The sequence below is a fragment of the Candidatus Paceibacterota bacterium genome (genome assembly GCA_035452965.1).
Lineage (GTDB): Bacteria > Verrucomicrobiota > Verrucomicrobiia > Limisphaerales > UBA8199 > UBA8199.
On the sequence record DAOTCE010000045.1, the window covers coordinates 15,948 to 36,878 of the forward strand.

The 20,931-nt window shown below is 62.0% G+C and carries 12 protein-coding genes and 1 tRNA gene; 10 read left to right on the forward strand and 3 right to left on the reverse strand.

Going from position 1 to position 20,931, the window contains the following annotated elements:
* The first annotated feature begins 143 nt into the window (after positions 1–143).
* Positions 144–218: transfer RNA gene (locus P5205_20625), tRNA-Asn, on the forward strand.
* A 749-nt stretch (positions 219–967) separates the two neighbouring features.
* On the forward strand, positions 968–3,328 hold the full coding sequence (locus P5205_20630) for an alpha-L-rhamnosidase N-terminal domain-containing protein (GenBank protein ID HSA12771.1): 2,361 nt from the start codon (positions 968–970) through the stop codon (positions 3,326–3,328).
* A 218-nt stretch (positions 3,329–3,546) separates the two neighbouring features.
* Here the strand turns inward: P5205_20630 and P5205_20635 are convergent, their stop codons facing one another.
* Genes P5205_20635 through P5205_20645 form a run of 3 tightly spaced genes read right to left on the reverse strand, consistent with a single transcriptional unit; the run spans position 3,547 to position 6,404 of the window.
* A complete protein-coding gene (locus P5205_20635) occupies positions 3,547–5,295 on the reverse strand; it encodes a hypothetical protein (GenBank protein ID HSA12772.1) in 1,749 nt (582 codons plus the stop codon).
* A 24-nt stretch (positions 5,296–5,319) separates the two neighbouring features.
* The gene (locus P5205_20640) at positions 5,320–5,943 is read right to left on the reverse strand and encodes a hypothetical protein (GenBank protein ID HSA12773.1); all 624 of its coding nucleotides are present in this window, start codon (positions 5,941–5,943) and stop codon (positions 5,320–5,322) included.
* The gene (locus P5205_20645; protein ID HSA12774.1) at positions 5,940–6,404 is read right to left on the reverse strand and encodes a prepilin-type N-terminal cleavage/methylation domain-containing protein; all 465 of its coding nucleotides are present in this window, start codon (positions 6,402–6,404) and stop codon (positions 5,940–5,942) included. Before P5205_20645 ends, P5205_20640 begins: the two co-directional genes overlap by 4 nt.
* A gap of 709 nt (positions 6,405–7,113) precedes the next feature.
* On the opposite strand from P5205_20645, the gene P5205_20650 reads away from it, so the two are divergent.
* The 8 genes from P5205_20650 to P5205_20685 all read left to right on the forward strand — a co-directional run bounded on the left by P5205_20650 (position 7,114) and on the right by P5205_20685 (position 20,441).
* Complete coding sequence (locus P5205_20650) at positions 7,114–8,337, forward strand: glycoside hydrolase family 99-like domain-containing protein (protein ID HSA12775.1); 1,224 nt, start codon at positions 7,114–7,116, stop codon at positions 8,335–8,337.
* A 73-nt stretch (positions 8,338–8,410) separates the two neighbouring features.
* On the forward strand, positions 8,411–9,832 hold the full coding sequence (locus tag P5205_20655; protein HSA12776.1) for a hypothetical protein: 1,422 nt from the start codon (positions 8,411–8,413) through the stop codon (positions 9,830–9,832).
* Positions 9,833–10,037: 205 nt separating this feature from the next.
* Complete coding sequence (locus P5205_20660) at positions 10,038–13,481, forward strand: polysaccharide lyase family protein (GenBank protein ID HSA12777.1); 3,444 nt, start codon at positions 10,038–10,040, stop codon at positions 13,479–13,481.
* Positions 13,482–13,701: 220 nt separating this feature from the next.
* On the forward strand, positions 13,702–14,031 hold the full coding sequence (locus P5205_20665; GenBank protein ID HSA12778.1) for a cytochrome c: 330 nt from the start codon (positions 13,702–13,704) through the stop codon (positions 14,029–14,031).
* Positions 14,032–14,499: 468 nt separating this feature from the next.
* Positions 14,500–14,829 carry a cytochrome c gene (locus P5205_20670; protein HSA12779.1) on the forward strand — a complete coding sequence of 110 codons (330 nt, stop codon included), beginning with the start codon at positions 14,500–14,502 and terminating at the stop codon, positions 14,827–14,829.
* 155 nt (positions 14,830–14,984) lie between these two features.
* The gene (locus tag P5205_20675) at positions 14,985–16,466 is read left to right on the forward strand and encodes a NapC/NirT family cytochrome c (GenBank protein HSA12780.1); all 1,482 of its coding nucleotides are present in this window, start codon (positions 14,985–14,987) and stop codon (positions 16,464–16,466) included.
* On the forward strand, positions 16,441–18,603 hold the full coding sequence (locus P5205_20680) for a cytochrome c3 family protein (protein HSA12781.1): 2,163 nt from the start codon (positions 16,441–16,443) through the stop codon (positions 18,601–18,603). Before P5205_20675 ends, P5205_20680 begins: the two co-directional genes overlap by 26 nt.
* Before the next feature lie 71 nt (positions 18,604–18,674).
* Positions 18,675–20,441: a cytochrome b/b6 domain-containing protein gene (locus tag P5205_20685; protein HSA12782.1), complete on the forward strand. Its 1,767-nt coding sequence runs from the start codon at positions 18,675–18,677 to the stop codon at positions 20,439–20,441.
* Positions 20,442–20,931 lie beyond the last annotated feature (490 nt).

Below are 20,931 nucleotides of genomic sequence, written 5' to 3' on the forward strand. Positions count from 1 at the left end.
CGTTCTCAGGCGCGCACGCCGCGCCCCGGTTCAGGGCGATCCTCTTTGCCGGCCCGCCTGAGAGGAGCGGTGAAGACTAGATCCAGGCTAATATCCGTTTGACGAGGCGGACGCTGCTTTGTAGATTGCGCCTCTCTCTGGCATCCAGAGTAGCTCAATGGTAGAGCAGCCGGCTGTTAACCGGCGGGTTGCAGGTTCGAGCCCTGCCTCTGGAGCCACCTCATTTTGGAATTCACTGCATTCGTCCTTGGAACACTCTTGTGGAAACCAGTTCAATGTGGCAATTCCACCAACTCGTCCGCAAGCCACTCGACGGTGCGTGAACCCAAAGGAAAAGCGGAAAGAGCCATGTACACCGTGCAGTGGGCACGGTGCAGGCGACCCTCCGGCTGCCTTCTGGCACTTCTTCGAGGTGCGGGAATGTCCGTGCTCCCTGCATGCACACGCGCTGATCGGCTACCTGCCCCTTGACAAAATTCAATGAATAACGCAGCCTATGCACGAGTCGTTCCCAGGTGCCGCTTGACGGTGCGCATCCAGACTCCCCAGCCCGGCGGTAAGGCCATGGCTGGAGTGGCGGAGTGCGGATGGGGCTGAGCCGCGGCTTGACGCTGCGGGCGGGTCGAGTGCGAGAACAGGGGACCCGAGGGCGAATCAAGGCCCAATGATGCTCCAATCATGCTCTAATCATGCTCTAATCATGCTCTAATCATGCTACCAACACCGTCCCAAACCGGGCCACGCACGGTCCAGACACCACCAAGGCGAACACCGCGGAAGGACTGCGGCGCCGCCGACAGCGGTTTGCCGTCGAAGCTGCGGACCGAGTCCGAGGCGTCTAGAATGTCGCTCACCGGGTCCTTCGCCTCGGCGAGGCGGGCGACACACCAAAGGACCTTGAGCCTGCGCCACTAGCGCCGGACAGGCTCGGGCTTCATCCTCACATGTTATCCTCACACTCATGACGATGCGCTTCCCACTCTCATCGCGGATACTGCTTGTGCCGATGTTCGGCGCGCTGGTTTGTGTTACCGCAGCGGAATTCGATCGTGCAGACTGGATCGCGCCGCCGCCGGGCACCGCCACCAACTTCGCCTCCTTGCTGTTCCGCAAGGAGTTTGTCCTCGACCGCCCGCCGCGGCGCGCTTCCTTGCGCATCGTCGGCCTCGGGGACTTCGATGCCCGCGTGAATGGCCGGCGGCTCGCCGACACCGGCATGAACCAGCCCTGGTCTCAATACGAGAAGACCCTCTATTATCGCGAATTCGACCTCTCCGAACTGCTGGCCAAGGGCACCAACTGCCTGGGCGTCATGCTCGGCAATTCCTTTTGGCACAACCCCGACCCGCCCCAGGGCCGCTATAACAAACACGGCCCTCAGCGCAAAGCCGAAGAGCCCTTCCTCCTCCGCGCCGAGATTCGCATCGAATCCTCCCGCGGCGCGCCCACGGTCATCGGCACAGACCAGACCTGGCGCGCTGCCAACGGGCCGCTCACGTTCTCCCACATCTTCGCCGGCGAGGACTTCGACGCGCGCGCACAGCAGCCGGGCTGGGACCGCCCCGGCTTTGACGACGGCGCCTGGCAGCCCGTTCGCCGGGTCGGCGCTCCCTCGGGCAGCTTGGAGCCACTGATCGGGCCGGGCATCAAGGCGTTCGCGCCCGACAGGCCCGTCGCCATAAAACAACCCGCTCCCGGCGTTGTCCTTTACAGCTTCCCCCGCAATACCGCCGCGCAGTTGCGCGTGGAGCTCTCCGGGGGCAAGGCGGGCGACCGCGTCCAGTTCCGCTGCGGCGAGCACAAGAATGCCCAGGACCGACTCTTCGGCAGCTACATCGTGGGATGCGAGATTGTCACCGACGGCCACCCGCTGGCGCACCAGTGGACGTTCTTCTACCTCGGCATGCAGTTCGTCGAAGTCACCGGCGCCGTGCCGCCGGGCGAACCTAACCCCCAAGGCCTCCCGGTCATCCGACGCCTCGAACTGGTGCCCGTGCGCGCCGGTTTGACCGACACTGGCAGCTTCCACTGCTCCAGCGATCTCTACAATCGCACCCATGACCTCATAGACTCCGCCATGCGCGCCAACATGAGCTGGGTCATGACCGACTGCCCCCACCGCGAGAAGCTCGGCTGGCTCGAATGCGCCTACCTGCTCCAGCCCAGCTTTCTCTACCGCTCGTGGGGCCGGGAATGGTTCGCCAAGATCGCTCGCGACGTTCGCGACGCGCAGGAGCCGAGCGGCCGGGTGCTGACCGTCGCCCCGAGCTATCCCGCCGGGCGATTTCCCGGCGCCTTCAACTGGACCGTCGAATGGGGCGCGGCGGCGGTGCTGGTGCCCTGGCAACACTACCAGTGGTTCGGAGGCCGGGAGATTCTCTCGGAGAATTGCGATCTTATGCGCCGTTTCACCGACTACATCGGGCGTGAGGCCAAAGACGGCATCGCCCCCGGCGGCCTCGGCGACTGGTACGACTATGGCCATGGCCAGCCCCCCGGCCCCTCGCGCTTCACCCCCACCGAACTCTCCGCCACCGCCACCTGGGGCCTCTGCGCCGACGCCGTGGCCCGCGCCGCCGAAGTCCTCGGGCGCGCCGATGACGCCAAGGCCTACCGCGAACTGCACGGCCGCATCGCCGCCGAATTCCAGCGCCGCTATCAGGACCCGGCCACGCGCAAGCTGCGCCACAACGGCAGCCCCCAATGCGCCAACGCCATGGCCCTCTGCGCCGGAATCGTCCCGCCCGCGGACCGCGCCCTGCTGGTCGAGGACATCATCGCCGACCTGGAAAAGCGTGGCTGGCAGCAGACGCCCGGCGACGTGGGGCATGTCTATTTCATCCGCGCGCTGGCCGAGGCCGGGCGTTCGGACGTTCTGCATCGCGTCTATTCCCGCACCGGCACCGGCAGTTACGGCGGCATTCTCGCCAAGGACCTCACCTCCCTCCCGGAAACCTGGGACGCCATGATGGACGGCTACCAATCCCTGAACCACTGCATGTTGGGCCATGTCATGGAGTGGTTCTACGGCTACGTCGGCGGCATTCGGCAGGCGACCAACAGCGTCGGCTGGCGCGAAATCCTCATCGCCCCTTGCCCGGGCTCCCTCACCAGCGCCCAGGTCAGCGTCGTCACCCCCGCCGGCCGCGTCGCCAGCCATTGGCGCAAAGACGGCACGACCTTTCGCCTCGAAACCGTGATCCCCCAAGACGTGAAAGCCACCGCCATCCTGCCTTCCGGTGCCCGCAAGAAACTGCGCGGCGGCAAGCAAACCCTTCAGGAGCGATGGCTCCCGAGCCCTGCCCCCTCGCCACTGGGCGAACCGTAAGATCCGTTGTTCCCGACCGAATCCCGCCTGGGCTCTGCGGGCCTAACCGGAGAATTCCATGTCCCGCACACAATGCCGGCAGCCCGGCGCGCGCCGCGTCAAAGCTAGAGCGTTTCCAGATGTGGTGTAGCCGCCGACGTCAGTCGGCCCACGCTGTGGAGGGAGGAGATGGTATGGCGCGGACTAACGTTCGCGGCTACAGAGTTGGTTAAAGCGCTCTAATGCGCCTTGACAACCTGCCACTGGCCGCGGACCAGCTTTTTGACCATCGGCGTGGCGGGAGGCAGGCGGGTGTAATCCAGAAAGTTCGCGTCGAAGGCCCATTTGCGGCTGGGGGCATTGTAGTAGGTGCCGGTTTGGACCCAGTAGTTGGTGGCGAACTGGCTGGGGTACATGACCACCATCGAACCGTTGTAGGTGAAGCTGATCGAACTGCTCCAGTCCTCGAGGAAGCGGGGGAAGTTCTCGACGCCGCCGCTGTAGTGGCGGACCCCGGTCGTGTTGGTAGGTTGGACAATGCCAGCCAGGAAGGCGGCATTGACGGTGGTGTTCACGGGGTCGCGGTCCTTGAGCGCCTTGGTGCTGTTGGCGTCCGACCAGGCGCCCGACAGCACCGTGATGGCATCGCCGACGAGCGAGGCCGGCTTGGTATTGGCCGTATTGGTGGAGCCGACGGTGGTCGTGGGCGCGTTGAAGTGCCCCTGGACATAGAGGGGATGCCGCGTGGCCAGGGTCAAGCCGTCGGACGGCAGGTGCCGGCCGTTGGAGACCCGCACCGCCGTTAGCTTCGTTGAATTGGCGCGTCTGTCGTCCACGTAAATCGAGTTCAGTTGCTTGTGAATCCCCAGCATCTTGCGGTTGTTGATCGCATAGCCGCCGTTGCTGCCCGAGATCTGCATCCAATTGGTCAAGGCGCCCACGTTGATATCCGTCACCTGCGTCCATTTCTTTTCACGCCCGTCGTAAAAGGAATTGGTGGTTTGGATGAAGGAGTATCCGCTGTTTCCGTTGGTGGCGACCTGGTCGGGGGGCACCTGGGTGAAGTTGTCCCACGCCCCCGTTTGCACAGTGACGTTGGTCGCGGTGGTGGTAATGATGAGGTCGCACTGGTTATAATAGCGCGCCTGCCCCATCGGGGAATTGCGATCCTCTCCGAAAGGCGGGAGTTCGGTGATTTCCTGGACGACCGACGGGCTGTTGTTGGTGGAGATCGGCAGCGTCAGGGAGCTGGCATAGGGGACGGGTGGGACGTGATAGATAGGCGGGGTAGCGCCGCCGCCCGTAGGATCGTACGGGGCGCGGTGGCCATAAATTTGGCCGGCCGCATCCACGCTCTGGGAGAACTCCAGGCTGGAGGGCGGCCCGCTGTAGAGGTTGCCGTTGCTGTGGACCTTCCCCGTCACCTTCATCGGGGCGCCCGGATTGATCTCCAGATCCAGGGTGTAGAAGATGGCGAACTGGAAGATGGGAATGCAGGCAAGCTGGAAGTTCTGCTCGACGGCTGCCGCCATGTCATACCGGGTTCCGAGCGGCCTGGCGTTTCCGCGCACCCCGCAACTGTAGGCCAGGCCATACAAGCCGGTGAATTGGGAGTCGAGGTTGGTCATCACCATGTTGGCCGAGCTGGTAACCCAGGTGGCGTTCAATGTGCCCGCGCCATCGCTAAACTCATAAGCGGCGGCCCAGTCGTTGGTCGGAACGAAGCTGCTATAGTAATCGAGCTTGCCGGGGCCGAAGCTTCCATTGAAGAAATCGCGGCTCATGTAGGCGAGGACGACCTCGGTGGCTGCCTCCGCCGCGGCGGTGGCGCCGTTGTAAGTGTTGTTGCGATCGTTCAGCACCGTGCCGGTCGAGGTCCAGTTGGCCGCGCTGGAATAGATGAGGATGCTGGCGCCCGCCAGGACCAGGACCATTATCAGGGCGTAGCCCTTTTGCGAACCGCGCTTGCGAGCCACCTTGGTGTTCATTGCATTCTGCCTTTGGTTGAGGGGTTACTCGATCCGCCGGCGGGTGACCCGGGTTTGGAGGTGATAGTAGTCAAAGAAAGCGCCGTTGCCCGCTCGCGCCACGGGAAACTCCCACTGGTAAAAGTCCAGGATCATCTTGATAACGCGGTTGTTCTGGTCGTTGGTCAGGATACTGCCGGCGAAGTCTTCCGCGACGAACGCGATCTGGTTGGTGAGGTAAGGAGCCAGGACCTGGACCTGGCCGCCGGCGCTGGTCGTCCGTTTCAAACTCTGGGTGGCGGTGTCCAGGAAGTAACGGATGAAGACATTGGTGTCGGTGGTGGGATGAATCTGCAGCGCGTTGCCCTGGTGGAGCTGCTTGGGGGCGATATGGGTGAAGCCGTTGCTGTCGCCGTTGCCAACATAGAGGAGCTTGCCGGAACGGATCTCATCCCGGACCAGGTTCAGCACTTTGCGGGAATGGTCGCTCGCGCTCAGCCGGGTGGAGGTGATGTTGAACATCTTCATGCCGAAGACTTGCGAATACACCACGCCGATGGTGACCAGCGAGAAGAGCGCCATCGCGGTCATGATTTCCGCGAGGGTGAAGGCCGAGCGAGGCGTTGTCCGCAGCGGGGAGGGGGCGGGGGCGGGAACTGGCGGCTTCATTGGTCGGCGGTGCGGAGGGTAACGACAGTGTTGGTGAACGGGCCGCGGCTTCTCACCCCGTTGCGGAGGCTCCAGACGCAGTCGGCGCGGAGTTCCCTCAGGGGTGGGTCCTGGACGACGGTGGTCACGCGAATATAATTGGTCGCCTGCACCGGCTGGCCCGATACAGGCACATCGAGAATCTCCACCTGCGTATAATTTGTGACTCCCAGTTCGTCCACGCTGGGCCAGGATTTGGGGTCCCACTTGGCCCCGCGGGCCTGCTCGACGCCCTGCATGGCCAGGGATTGGGCAGCGAGGGAGTAGGCGCTCCATTCAGCGCGGTCGGCAGTGAGCACGTAACCAAGGATCACTCCGCCGAAGGCTAAGGTGGCGATCGCAATGGCGACAACGACCTCCGCAAGTGTAAAGCCCTGAGCCAGGGGCTGGTGCTCCTTGGCCCGGCAACTGAGTACTCTCATACAACCACAACTCGAACCGCGCGAGCCAACCCAAGCATGAGACATGCCATGCGGCACCACCCTCTTGAGCTGCAATCGCAGGCGCGTGGTTCGAGCCGGCTATTGCGTCCAAGTCCTGGTTGGTGGAGGGGGATTACTGTCCATGAATCCGCCAGTCGTTTCCCAAGGCGTCGGCCCGCTGAGTCTTAGGCAAATCGAATCAGGCGGTGCAAATAAGCCAGAACAGGCCTGAATTCTAGACACCAAACGGGGCTTCCAACTGCGTTCTCAGGCGGGCGGTTTGGTCTCGCGCAGGCGCCACAAGGCGAAGAAGAATACCTCAATCAGAAGCGTGATTATCAATACATGCAGATCCATAAGGCTCACTCCCCGTCTCGCTGTTCTGGATCGTTCAGGATCACGCTGCAATCTTGCGTCGGCGCGGCCTGGCTTGCCATTCAGTTGAGTACGGACGGAGCGTCGGGCCATGGCCAGGGGGCGAATACGTAGAACCCGCTGGTCGAGCTATAGCCCGGATGTGTCGCCGGGCATTCCTCCTGGAGGTTGGATTCTTCCTGGTCTAATGCCTCATGCCAGTCACGGGCTTTGTCGTCGGGGAGAGCTTCCGAGCGCCAAATGCGACCGTGACAGTGCCGTTCGTCCAAACTTCGATAAGCCCTGAGCCTTGGCGCGGCTTGCAGGGGAAGGGCTTTTAGGCTACAAGCCACGAATGGCGAAGCACGGAATATACCTCCTCCCGGCTCTTACGTGGATGCTGATGATGGTTCCGCCGAGCCACGCTGCGCCCTCAACTCCTGCAATCACCGTCGCCGCCTACTACTATCCCTGCACGCACCCGGACCCGCGGTGGGACAAGGCGAAGTATCCCGGGTTCACCGAGTGGGACCTCATCCGCAAAGCCAAGCCCCGGTTCCCCGGCCATAAGCAGCCCCGGGTCCCGATGTGGGGTTACACGGACGAGTCCGACCCGAAGGTCATGGCCCACAAGATCGCTGCCGCGGCCGACTACGGCGTGAACGCCTTCGTCTTCGACTGGTATTACTACGACGACGGCCCGTACCTCGAAGGCGCCCTGGACCGCGGCTTTCTCCAGGCCACCAACAACGCCCGGCTCAAGTTCGGCCTCATGTGGGCCAACCACGACTGGTTCGACATCCAGGGCTACAATCCCGCCGAACCTTGCAAGCTGCTTTACCCCGGCAAGGTCACCCCGGCCACCTGGGACAAGATCACCGACCTCGTCATCGCGCGCTACTTCAAGCACCCGAGCTACTGGAAGTTTGACGGCAAACCCTACTTCTCGATCTACGAGATGAGCCTGTTCCTGGAGAGCTTCGGGTCGGTGGAGGCGTCACGGGCCGCGCTGGGTCGCTTTCGCCAGAAAGCCCGCGCGGCGGGACTGCCTGGCTTGCACATCAATGCCGTCCTCTGGGGCCGGCCGAACCTCCCTGGCGGCAAGACACCTGCCGACTGGCCCAGGCTCTGCACTGATCTCGCCCTCGACAGCCTGACCGGCTACACTTGGGTCCATCACGGCGCGCTCAACTACAGCACCTTCCCCATCTCCGATTACGTCCAGGGCCGTGACGTCTATCTCACGTTCTACGCCAGCGCGGTCACCAACTACCCGGTGCCCTACTTCCCGAACACGACCATCAACTGGGACAACTCGCCCCGCGCCCACCCCGACGCGAAGTGGGATAAGCCCGCCGCCCACGTCGTCAATCCGGTTATGGTCGGCAACACGCCCGCCGCCTTCCGCGAAGCCAGCCGGATCATCAGGCAGCGCCTGCTGGCTGCCCCGACCAACCCCAAGGTCATCACTGTCAACGCGTGGAACGAATGGCCCGAGGGCAGCACCCTTGAACCCGAACAGGAACACGGCTACGGCTACCTCGAAGCCATCAAGGCCGTATTCGGAATCCGGCAATGACACCTCAAGACCAATGTGGCATCATGCCGGCCCTGGCCAGAATTGTGCGCCAGGCCCGGCGGGAGACTAAACCATGAAGACCAAACTCATTTATCTGCCCGTGCCTCTGGTGGCGCTGGCGCTGTCGGCACTGGCGGTGGATTACAGTGGCACGTACCAGGGCGATCAGTTGACGATGACGCTCAAGGCTTCCGGTGGGCGCTACGCTGGGACCATCCAAATGGGCCAGCGAAAACTCCCTTGCACCGGGCGCGAGGTGGACAACCGTCTGCAAGGCACCTTCGAGAGCGAGGGAAACCAGTTCCCGTTCACCGCTGCGCTCCAAGGTGATAATACCCTCACGCTCGAAAGCGGCGGGACGGCTTACACGCTGAAGAAACAAACCGCCGCGGTGAACCCGCTGGCGCAGCCGATGGCGGCTAATCCCTTGGGCAAGCCGGCCGTTGTCCCGGCGGCGCGCGCTGCGACCAATAGCGCGGGCATCCTCCGTTTCCGAAAAGTCAGCATTAACGACCAGCCCAACATGATCGGCGGCGAGGCGCTCAGCTTTCTCGCACCGGTGGACTGGCAGGTGGAGGGCGGCATTGTGTGGCGGACGCATCCAACGATGCCCGCCTCGGTCGCCATGCGGGTCCGCAATCCCAAGGGGCTGGAACAACTTGAGAACTTCCCGACCCTGGGATTCAGTTGGGGCGGCTATCTGCCGGTCAGCGGCTTTCCGCAAGGCTCAATGTACATGGGCAACGAGGTGCAGCCGCCCGTCCGTGATGCCATCGCCTACGTGAAGGAGCGGCTCCTGCCGCTCGCGCGCGGTAACGTGCAGGCCAGGATTGTGAAGACTGAGGAGTTGCCCAAGCTGGCGGAAGCGGCGCGCCAGGCCGAGGCGGTGCCGCCCTTCGGCGGACCGCAGATGATCTTTACCGCCGGCCGTGTGCGCATCGAATACCAGGTCGCGGGCAAAGCGGTGGAGGAAGACCTCTACGGCGTGCTGAATACGATGGTATTGCCCACGGGCAACATGACCATCCAGGTCGCCGACAGACTCTGCGGCATGCGCGCGCCCAAAGGAAAACTGGACCAGGCTGCTAAGGTGTTCGAGACGATGATCCACTCCACGCGCATCAATCTCCAGTGGTTCAGCCAATACTCACAGTTGGTGCAGGCCCTCACCCAGGCGCAGATGAACCAAATCCGCGCCGCGGGTGAATTGAGTCGCTATATCAGCCGCACCAGCAACGAGATCAGCGACATGATGCGGCAGAGCTATGAGCAGCGGCAGGCCTCCCAGGACCGCATCAACCAGAACTGGAGCCAATACATGCGGGGCGTGGACGAGTACCGCGACCCGGTCGCCGGCCGGCCCGTCGAGCTGCCCAGCGGCTACCAGAACGCCTGGGTCAACGGCAGTGGCGAGTACATCGTTACCGACAGCGCAAACTTTAACCCCAACGTCGAACTGGACGGCAACTGGCAGAAGCTGGAGCGGAAGGAGTAGTGCCCCATTTCGGTCTTACAAAGCTCCAGACAATCGTCGCTACACAGCTAAGTTTAATATTATGCGCTTGAATCTCAGTTCACCACCAAGCCGCCAAACTCCCTCCCACTCCCGTTCCGAAAAAGACCGAGCCAGGGCGAGGGGGCGCTTTTCACTTGGAAGTTCATGGGCGCAATGCAGGTCGAGGGTTTGGAGGAGTATCTTCTTGCTTGCCCTGTCCGCCCTCACCTGCGCCGCCGCTGACACGAAAACCCTTTGGCAAATCGGCACTGCGGACCGTCACAACGCCGAGTTCAGCCTGGCCCCCAACGGCTATGAACGCTTCGCCGAGGATGGCTTCTTCATCGTGGGGCAATCCGACTCAAAAATTGACTGGCCCTACGTCCATCCCGGCCCGGCCGACCACTGGGCGGGCAACCGGTCCCATACCTACTCGATCCTGTTCTACCTGGAGCGGGCCGTTTCGCAGGGCACCTGTCGACTGGCGCTGGGCATGATTGACACACATTACGCGGCTGCGCCCGCGCTGCGCCTCGCAGTCAACGGCCAGTCGTTTGAGCGCGCGCTGCCTCGCGGCGCCAGTGACGCTTCGATCTTCGGTAACCCGGCCGCCGGGAAACCCTGCCAGCTCGCGCTCGAATTCCCCGCGGCGTTGCTCCGGGCAGGTAACAATCAAATCAACATCACCAGCACCGACGGAAGCTGGTTCCTCTACGATTCACTCGCACTTGATACCCCCGCTGCGGCGCAACTCGGCGCCGTCAAGGAGTTGACCGCCTTGATTTCCGCCCGGCCCCTGCCGGGCACCATCGAGCGCGACGGCCAGTCGTTTCAACGTATCGCCGCCGCAATTGCGCACGCCGGCGGACCGAAGGAAGTCGCGGTCCGGGTTGGCGAATTCGAGGCGCAGCGTCTGCGATTGAAAGACGGCCGTCAGGCTGTCGAATTGCTGGTGCCCGCTGTCAGCCGGCCGGTCCACACTACCTGTTCCGTGTTGGACGGACGCCGCCTCTTGTCCAGCCAGGCGGTGACACTCGTGCCGGGCGTGAAGGAAATTGTGGTGGTCTTCAAAACCCACTTCGACATCGGCTACACCGACATGGCCAGCAACATCGTACAGCGCTATCGGACCACTATGATTGACCAGGCGCTTGACGTGGTGGATCAGAACCGCGACCTGCCGCCCGAAAAGCAGTTTGCGTGGACGCTGGCCGGCTGGCCCCTGCACAAGATTCTGCAGGATTGGCCCGGGCAGTCCCCCGCGCGCAAGCAGCGCGTCGAACGGGCCCTGCGTGATGGACGGTTTGTGGTGCACGGCCTGCCCTTTACCACGCACACCGAGTTGCTGGAGGCCGAGGACCTTGTCCGCAGCCTTGGCTACTCCTCCCGCCTCGCCCGCCGCCTTGGCCTCGACCTCTCCCATGACGGCAAGATGACCGACGTGCCCGAACACACCTGGATGATGGCCACGATGCTGAAGCACGCCGGGATAGACTTTTTGATGATCGGCTGCAACGGCGCCAGCGCGCCCTTGAAAGTGCCCTGGCTTTACTGGTGGCAGGGCCCGGACGGCTCGCGCTTGCTCACCTTCTACTCGCCTGACTACGGCACACAGCTCGCCCCGCCGGAGGACTGGCCCTATCGGACGTGGCTGGCCTGCCTCCACACCGGCGACAACCACGGCCCGCCGCGCCCCGACGAAGTCAAGAGCGTGCTCGACCAGGCCGCCAAACATTTCCCCGGCGTGAAGATCCGCATCGGCCGGCTCTCCGACTTCGGCGACGCCATCCTCGCTGAGAAGCCCGACTTGCCCGTGGTGCGCGGCGACGCGCCGGACACGTGGATTCATGGACCCATGTCCGACCCCGCCGGCGCGAAGCTGGCCCGCAACACGCGCCCGCTCATCATCGCCACCGAAGCGCTCAACACCCAACTGCGCGGCTGGGGCCTTGAAGTGCCTAACAACGCGCCGGTCATCGTCGAAGCCTGTGAGCAAAGCCTGCTCTACGGCGAGCACACCTGGGGCGGGGCCATCTATTGGATCGGCAACAAACTCACCTACGGCGAGGAATTCAAAAAGGAGCGCGCCGCCGGCCGGTTCAATCGCCTTGAAGCCTCATGGGACGAACACACCGCCTACATCCGCAAGGCCCACGAAATCATTCCCCCGGCCCTCGCAAACGACCTGCATGCCCTCGCCCGGGCCGTGAACCTTGCAGGCCCCCGCGTTGTCGTTTACAATCCCCTCCCTTGGAGGCGCAGCGCTGTAGTTGACCTCGACACCTCCGGCTTCACCCCGGCCGCTCTCAAGCCTGCCGACAGCTCCGAAGCCTCCCCTGTGGACGCCGCCGGCGGCCGCCTTACCTTCTTCGCCCGCGACATCCCGCCGATGGGCTATCGCACCTACGTGGCCGCCGTCACAAGTCGGCGCCAACCCTGGTCAGTGAATGCGCCGACTGGCGTCGGCAACTACAGCCTGTCGGTCAAGACCCTGCAAAGCCCTTACTTCAGCGCCAAACTCGATCCCGCCCGCGGCATCATTACCTCCCTCGTGGACAAGCGCTCGGGCCGCGAGCTGGCCGGCAACTCCGACGGCCTGGGTCTGGGCCAGTACCTCCACGAGCGCTTTGACCGGGACCGCGTCTCGCAGTGGTGCTCCAAGTACGTCCGCGGCTACATGCACCCTGATTTCTTCAAACCCAACCAGCCGCCGTCCGACCAATTTCCTTACCAGGCCGCTTCGCCCAGGGATTTCAAGCTGCGTTTCGAAGAAACGGCCGCCGCCATCAACGCGGTCATGGAATCCACCGCTACCGCCACCCTGCCCGCGGTCACCCTCCGCCTCATTCTATACCGGGAACAACCCTGCGCTGATCTGGAAATCACGCTGCACGACAAGCCCTTTGAGCCCTGGCCCGAGGCCGGCTGGCTGTGCCTGCCGCTCAACGTCAACGAGCCGCAATTCCATCTCGGCCGGCTGGCTTCCATCATTGACCCCGCCCGCGATGTCATCACCGGTGCCAACCGCCATCTCTTCGGCCTTAACACCGGCGCAACCATGACTGACGAACGCGGTCGTGGCGTCGGCCTCTGCCCGATAGACTATCCGCTCGTCAGTCTCGACACCCCCGGCTGCTGGCGCTACTCGCTGGACTTTGTGCCGGAGAAACCCGTCGCCTACGTCAACCTCTTCAACAACCAATGGAGCACCAACTTTCGCCTTTGGAACCGCGGCACCTGGACCTCGCGCGTCCGCCTGTGGGCCATCGGCCGCTACGGCGCCGAGCCGGCCCTCATCACCCCGTCCCTCGAAGCGCGCTATCCCCTGCTCGCTGCAGTAGCCGACGGCGCGGGCCGCGCACTGCCCCCCACCCGGCGTGGCCTCGAACTTTCGCGCAAAGGCATCCTCCTCACCGCCTACGGCGCTAACCCCGACGGCCCGGGCACCGTTCTGCGTCTGTGGGAACATGCCGGCCAATCTGGCACCGTCACGGTCCGCCTGCCGGAAGGCAGCGCATTCAAGCAAGCCCAGCCCGTTGACCTGCGTGGCCGTCCCACCGGCAAACCCCTCCCCGTCAGGAACGGCGCAATCAAGGTGCCGGTCAACGCTTTCGCCCCGGTAAGTCTCGTCTTCGGCCCCACGAACTGATGCCGCTCATCGCGAGGTAGATTAGCGACGTGCCGCAAAGCGGGCGAGATGCCTGCGCTCCTCCGGCAGCTTCATGCATACGCGCTGCAGGCTCCGGGGCAGGCAGCCGCAGCAGTGGATTGTGAGGCATGGTCGTGTTACTATTATCCGATTGCGCTCAATAAACGGTCGGCTGAAGTAGTCCAAGAGAGCAGCGCAGAACAGAAAGACTGACAGCGAAATGAAGAAGCTGATGATAGCCAGCGTGGCGCTCCTGGTTGCGGGTGCCCTATCGGCCCGCGCGGCGGACGCCAAAGCGAACTGGGTCGCGAACTGCAGAGTATGTCACGGGTTGGACGGCAAGGGTAAGACCAAGATGGGCGAGAAAGCCGGGGCCAAAGACTACACGGATGCCAAGGTGCAGGAAGGCATGAAAGATGACAACATGTTCAAGGCTATCAAGGAAGGTGTGAAAGAAGGCGGCAGGACCAAGATGAAGGGCTTTGGCGACACGCTGAGCGACGACGAGATCAAGGCGTTGGTAAAGTACGTGCGTGACTTCAAGAAGTAGCCCTTTGCCGGCGCCGGGTTGTGGGGAGCCCCTGTTGGTCCCCAATTTCTGTTCATTGAAAGAACAATATAGGATTATGATTGGGCAAGGGACGGGCAGCAGAAATGCGGGGGGCGTTTAGATTCCTTTGCTGATATTTCGCTCAATATGCTGACTGGTATCGTGAATTAGTGGCCAGCCCCATGCGTCGTCTCTTCCACATGCCGCCGCAACTGGTTCGCATCGTCCCGCTCGTGGCGGGGGGGCGTGCTCCGGTGTCTGCCGTCCATCATTCTCACCGTGTTGGTCCAGTTATTTCTGTCAGAGAAACGGCCTTGCGCAGGCGACCTTGAGGTGCAAGCAGCGGGTGCAACCTAACTAATGAATTTCGGGCCGGGCAATTCCGGCGATGGATTCGCTTCCTCGCCGGGATGCGCTCCCAGCCTGGAAGAACAAGACCGGTAGAACAAACAACAGACAAATAGAAGTATGAAGACAGTAATATCATTCGTAATCGCCCTGTTGGCGATTCCGGCATTGTCCGTATACGCGGCCGACGCCAAGGCTACTTACGATAAGGAGTGCGCCAAGTGCCACGGGGCGGACGGCAAGGGCCAAACCAAGATGGGCAAGAAGTCGGGAGCCAAGGACTACACCGATGCCAAGGTGCAGGCCGAACTCAAAGACGACGCGGCCTTCAAAGCAATCAAGGAGGGCTACAAAGACAAGAGCGGCAAGGAGATCATGCAGCCCGCCGAAGGCCTGTCGGACGAGGAGATCAAGGGTCTCGTCGCCTACATGAGAAAGTTCAAGAAGTAGCTTTCGGTCCTGCCGGCGCACGCGCGCCGCGGGTAGTCAATGCAATTCAGGAAGCGTCCCTCTCTCCGTCGCGCGGGGAGGGGGATTCCTTTGACTCCGAGGCAGCGCGTTTGTACATTTGACCAAGGACGAATGCCGACTAACGCTCGCCAACTATGAGCCCTGATCCCACGCCCGCTCTGGCACCCAGGCGACGCTCCTCGGTATTCCGGAACTGGCTGAGCCTTGCGGGTCTGGTCGTGGTAGTGGGCAGTCTGTTTTCCTTCTTCCTGCTGCTGGTGCTGGATACGCTGGCTCAATTCTCCAATCCGTACGTCGGCATTCTGACTTACCTCGTGGCGCCGGCATTCCTGATGCTCGGCCTTTTCCTGGCTTTGCTGGGTGCCTTCCTACGCCACCGCCAAATCCTCAAGACCTCCGGCCCGCTCCCAGCGCTGCGGATTGACCTCACGCGCCCGCGCGACCGGCGATGGTTCGGTCTATTCCTGGCGGGTGGTGTGCTGTTTCTGCTGATCTCCGCCCTCGGCTCTTACCATACCTACCACTACACCGAGTCGGTTCAGTTCTGCGGGCAAGCCTGCCACAGCGTCATGAAACCCGAGTATGTCACCTATCTCAACGGGCCCCATGCCCGGGTGTCCTGCGCCGCGTGTCATATCGGCAAAGGCGCCAGTTGGTATGTGCGCTCCAAGCTTTCCGGCGCGTACCAGGTTTATGCCACCATGGCGGACAAGTATCCCCGCCCCATCCCCACGCCAGTCAAGAACCTGCGACCCGCCCAGGAAACGTGCGAGGAATGCCATTGGCCGCAGAAGTTTGTCGGCAACCTCGAACGCACCTACCACTACTTTCTCAGCGACGAGACCAACACCCCGTTTTCCGTCCGAATGCTGATGCACGTGGGCGGCGCCGACCCCACCCACGGGCCGGTGGGCGGCATCCACTGGCACATGAATGTTGGCAACAGGATTGAGTATCTCGCCAGCGACGAAGCGCGTCAGAAGATTCCATATGTCCGCATGACCGAACTGTCGCACGGCGTGGTGACTGAATTCCGCACGGCCAGATTCACCAATGCCGTGGATGAAGCCTCGCTGCGGCAAATGGATTGCATCGACTGCCACAACCGCCCCGCGCACCGCTACCAAACTCCCAATACCGCTGTCAATCTGGCCATCACCCTCGGCAAAATTGACCGCGGCCTGCCGCTGATCAAATCCAACGCGCTTTACGTGCTCACGGAGTCCTACACCAACGAAACGCAGGCCTTGCGGAACATCGCCACCACCCTCTCGGCGCGCTATCCGGGCGACCCGCGTATCCGGCCGGCGATTGAGGCCGTCCAGCAAATTTACAGAGACAATTTTTTCCCGGAGATGAAGGCCAGTTGGAAGACGTATCCGGACAACATCGGCCACAAGGACTGGCCGGGGTGCTTCCGGTGCCACGATGGCTTGCACAAGACCGCTGACGGAAAACGAACCATCGAAGCCAGCGACTGCAATGCCTGCCACACCATCCTGGCGCAAGGCAGCGGCGCTGAACTGGATCAACTCACCCCCAAAGGCCAGAAATTCAAACATCCAGGCGACGAAGTTGACGGAGACTGCAATGACTGCCATACCGGTGGACTATAGGAACCGCGTTCGACGACTGAAGCCCTTGCGCCTCATTGTCATTCTGTTCGCGTGGTGCGGGATAGGGTTGCTGGCCGCCGACAAGAGCCCCAACAGCGGCTGCCTGGATTGCCATTCGGATAAGACCCTGACCAAGACTACCGCCGCGGGCAAAGAGGTTTCCGTGTTCGTGGATGAAGCCAGGCTCGTGGGGAGCGTCCACAAGACCAATACCTGCGCCGATTGTCACGCCGACATTACCTCAAAGCACCCGGACGACGAGGTGCCGGCGCAGCCGCCCAGTTGCGTCAAGTGCCACGAGAATGAAGCGAAGGACTACTCTGCCAGCATCCATGGCGTGAGCCACAAAATGGGCGCCTCCGGCGCCGCCAATTGCTGGGATTGCCACGGTGCCCACGACATTCTGCCTTCCCGGGACCCCGCATCGCCTGCCTTCAAGTTGAACCTGCCCGGGACCTGTGCCAAATGCCACAGCAACGCCGGTCTCACCAAAGAGTATAAGATGAAGTATCCGGAGGCCGCGTCGCAGTACCTGGACAGCATCCACGGACGCGCGCTGCTGAAAATGGGATTGATTGTGGCTCCCTCATGCAATGACTGCCACGGAGTCCACGACATCAAGCGCGCCGTTGACCGCGACTCGCCCATCAACAAGGTTAACGTCGCCAAGACCTGCGGGAAATGTCATGTCAAGGTCGAGGACATCTACGAACAATCTGTGCACGGCCAACTGTTGGTCAAAGGCGACAAGAACGGCCCGGTTTGCACCGATTGCCACACCGCACACGAAGTTGAGCCGCCCACGACCGGGCATTTCAAAATGGCCAGCGACGTCCGCTGTGGCAAATGCCACCAGGACCGTCTGACCCATTACCGCGACACCTACCACGGCAAGGCCATGGCGCTAGGCAAGCCGAATGTCGCCTCGGATGTTGCCGCCTGCTACGACTGCCACGGCCACCACGACGTCCTGCCCCCATCCGACCCCAGATCGCGCCTCTCGGAGACCAATATCCTGGCTACCTGCCAGCAATGCCATCCTGGCGCCACGGGCGGCTTCACCGAATACAAGCCGCACGCCAATCCCTTGGACGGCAAGAACTACCCGGTCTTGCACGGCACTTTTCTGTTCATGACAGCGCTGCTGGTCGGCGTGTTCGTGTTCTTTGGCGGGCACACCCTGGCGTGGCTATTCCGCGCGCTTTACCTCTTTCTGCATGATTCCAAAAGGTTCCGCGAAGCCAAGATCAGCTCCCAGGAGGGCGGGGAATGGTTCACCCGCTTCCTGCCTTTTGAGCGTTTCCTGCACTTTCTGGTAGTCACCAGTTTCCTGCTGCTGGTGATCACCGGCATGCCCCTCAAATTCTATTATACCGATTGGGCCAAAACGATGTTCAGCATCATCGGCGGGGCGGAGACGGCCCGTGCCTTGCACAGGCTGGGCGCTATTGTGACATTCCTCTACTTCGGCTTGCACTTGGCCTCTCTGCTGGGCAATTCCTGGCGAGGTCGCGGGAAGATCCGCGACCCCCAGACCGGCAAGCCCAGCCTGAAACGACTCCGGCAAGTGCTGTTTGGTGCGGATTCAATGATCCCCACCCTGCAGGATTGGCGTGATTTCGTCGCCCATAACAAGTGGTTCTTCGGCAAGGGCCCCAAGCCGCAGTTCGATCGTTGGACCTACTGGGAGAAGTTCGACTACTTCGCCGTGTTTTGGGGCGTCGCGATCATCGGCGCATCCGGGCTGGTCATGTGGTTCCCCACATTCTTCACCCGCTTCATGCCCGGCTGGATCATTAACATCGCCCTGATCATTCATTCGGATGAGGCGTTGCTGGCCGCCGGCTTCATCTTCTCCATTCACTTCTTCAACACGCATTTCCGCATCGAGAAGTTCCCCATGGATACGGTGATCTTCTCCGGCCGGGTATCAAAGAACGAAATGCTGCACGAACGTCGCCGCTGGTACGACCGCCTGGTGGCCGAAGGCCGGCTCGAGGACTATCGCGTGCGCGACGAATGGCTGCGCTGGAAGGCCATTGCGCGGTCCTTTGGCTACTTCTTCTTCGGCTTGGGAGTGCTCCTGCTGCTGCTGATCATCTACGCCATGATCACCCGCCTGGTGCACGGCGGATAAGCCAAAATATGCGAAGTGAAGGCCAAACCATGTAGAGCGGTTTGGCCCGGCGGCCGCCATGCTGAGCCAGTATGGGTTTTCAGCGACCCCGCGCAATACTAACGGCCCTTATCCTGTTCGCCTTCAGCGGGCTGACAACTGCGGTCTCTGCCGCCGAACCGATAAAGGACAACGAGTGTCTGGAGTGTCACGGGGACAAGACGCTGACCAAGACTAACGCCGCCGGCAGAGAAGTCTCCCTGTTCGTTGACGCAGCCAGGATCGCCGCTTCGGTGCACAAGACCAACACTTGCGCCAGTTGCCACGCGGACATCACCTCCAAGCATCCTGATGACGAAGTCCCGGCACAGCCAGCCAACTGCAAGCGGTGCCATGAGCAGCAGTCCGAGAGCTACGGTGCCAGCGTCCATGGCTTGGCTCTGGCCAAAGGACAGACGAGCTCTGCGACGTGCAGCGACTGCCACGACGGCCACAGCATCCTGCCTCCCACGTCCATCGAGTCCCCTTTGCATTTCTCGCGACTGGCGGAGACGTGCGGTGGTTGTCACGACCAGGAAGCCAGGGATGTGGAGGAAAGCGTGCATGGCAAGGCCGTTGCTGCCGGACACCGGGAGGCCCCAACCTGCACGGATTGCCACTCGGAACATAAGATCAAAGCGCTCAAAGACGACTCGTCACTAAAGGTCACGGTCGAGGTTTGCAGCCAATGCCACGCCTCCGAGCGCTTGAATACGAAGTACAACCTGCCCCCGGATCGTGTAAAAACCTTCTTCGAAAGCTACCACGGTCTGGCAACACAGTATGGTTCGACGCTGGCGGCCAACTGCGCAAGCTGCCATGGCGTCCACAAGATCCTGCCTTCCACCGACCCGCGCTCCAGCATCCACAAAACCAACCTGGTGGTGACCTGCGGCAAGTGCCATCCGGGCGCGACGGACAAATTCGTCCAGAGCAAAGTGCACGTGGACACTGAGACCACCGCCGTCAGTGGCGACATCGGGGAGCAGATCAGCGGTTGGGTGCGCCGCATTTACCTGGTGCTGATTGTGGCCACGATCGGCTTGATGCTGTCGCACAACTTGCTGTTATTCGCGAAGAAGGTCCGGGCACGCTACCGCGCCGCCGATCTCTCTGTTCTGCGGATGAGCTTTTCCCAGCGGGCGCAACATCTCATCCTGGCCGCCAGTTTCATCGTCCTCGCCGTGACGGGCTTTGCCCTGAAGTTCCCGGATTCGTGGATTGCAAAGATCCTGGGGTCCAACGAGATGTTCCGCCGTTGGAGCCATCGCGTAGCTGGCGTTGTGCTCCTTTTGGTCGGCGCTTATCACGTAATCTACCTGTTTGGCACTCGAGAGGGGCGGCAACTGGTCAAAGACCTCCTGCCCGTCGGGAAGGACCTAAAGGACGTAACCGACAACGCACGGTACCTGGCGGGTCTGAGCGCGGCTAAACCGAAGTTCGCCCGCTTCGGCTACGCCGAAAAAGTGGAGTATTGGGCGGTCGTCTGGGGCACCATCATCATGGGGGTCACGGGCCTGGTGATATGGTTCAAGATTGACGTCACACAGGTCCTGCCGCGCTGGGTGGTGGATGTAGCGGTAACGATCCATTATTACGAGGCCATTCTGGCCTGCCTTGCGATTTTGGTCTGGCACTTCTACCACGTCATCTTCGATCCGGACGTTTATCCACTCAACTGGGCCTGCTGGAATGGGAAGGTCTCGAAGCATTGGCAGGAGGACGAACATCCGTTCGACCGGACGCCAACCCCAGATCCCCCGCCAATAGCGGACCAGGAGTCCACCCCTGGCCTTCCGACCGCCGACGGCGGCACTTAGCAAACTGACTGATGCGCCCAAGTTGCTGGCCGTGAAGGCCTAAATTCCGGTTGTTCGTGAATCTACGGAGAGCATCTACAGCGATTCTTCGTCTTGAACTCCCCTTCTCCAGCCCCCCTCGCCGGACCGGGGATGATGCCGCCAAGATGATCGCACGCTGGCATTGGCCGGCGGCTGGCTGGAGAATGGCTTGGTAGTGCGGGCAGGCCCCGGTGTGTATCCCATGGGGAGCGCTCCCCATGGGATACACACCGGGGCACCATCGTGTCGTCACCATAACCCCAAACCAAAGGTGCCAAGGTCAGCGGGCACTGGATATGGCAAACTGGCAGCAAAACTGTCCCAAATATGGACAGTGAGTTCCGGGAGGCCATCTGGGCTGCGCGGGGGACAACCACCGTTGGCACTCCCAGAAAATCCGTAGGAATTCTAAATTCAGGGTTTTTAGGTTCTAGCACTTGAAGGAGCGTTGGGCGAGCAATTCGAGGCC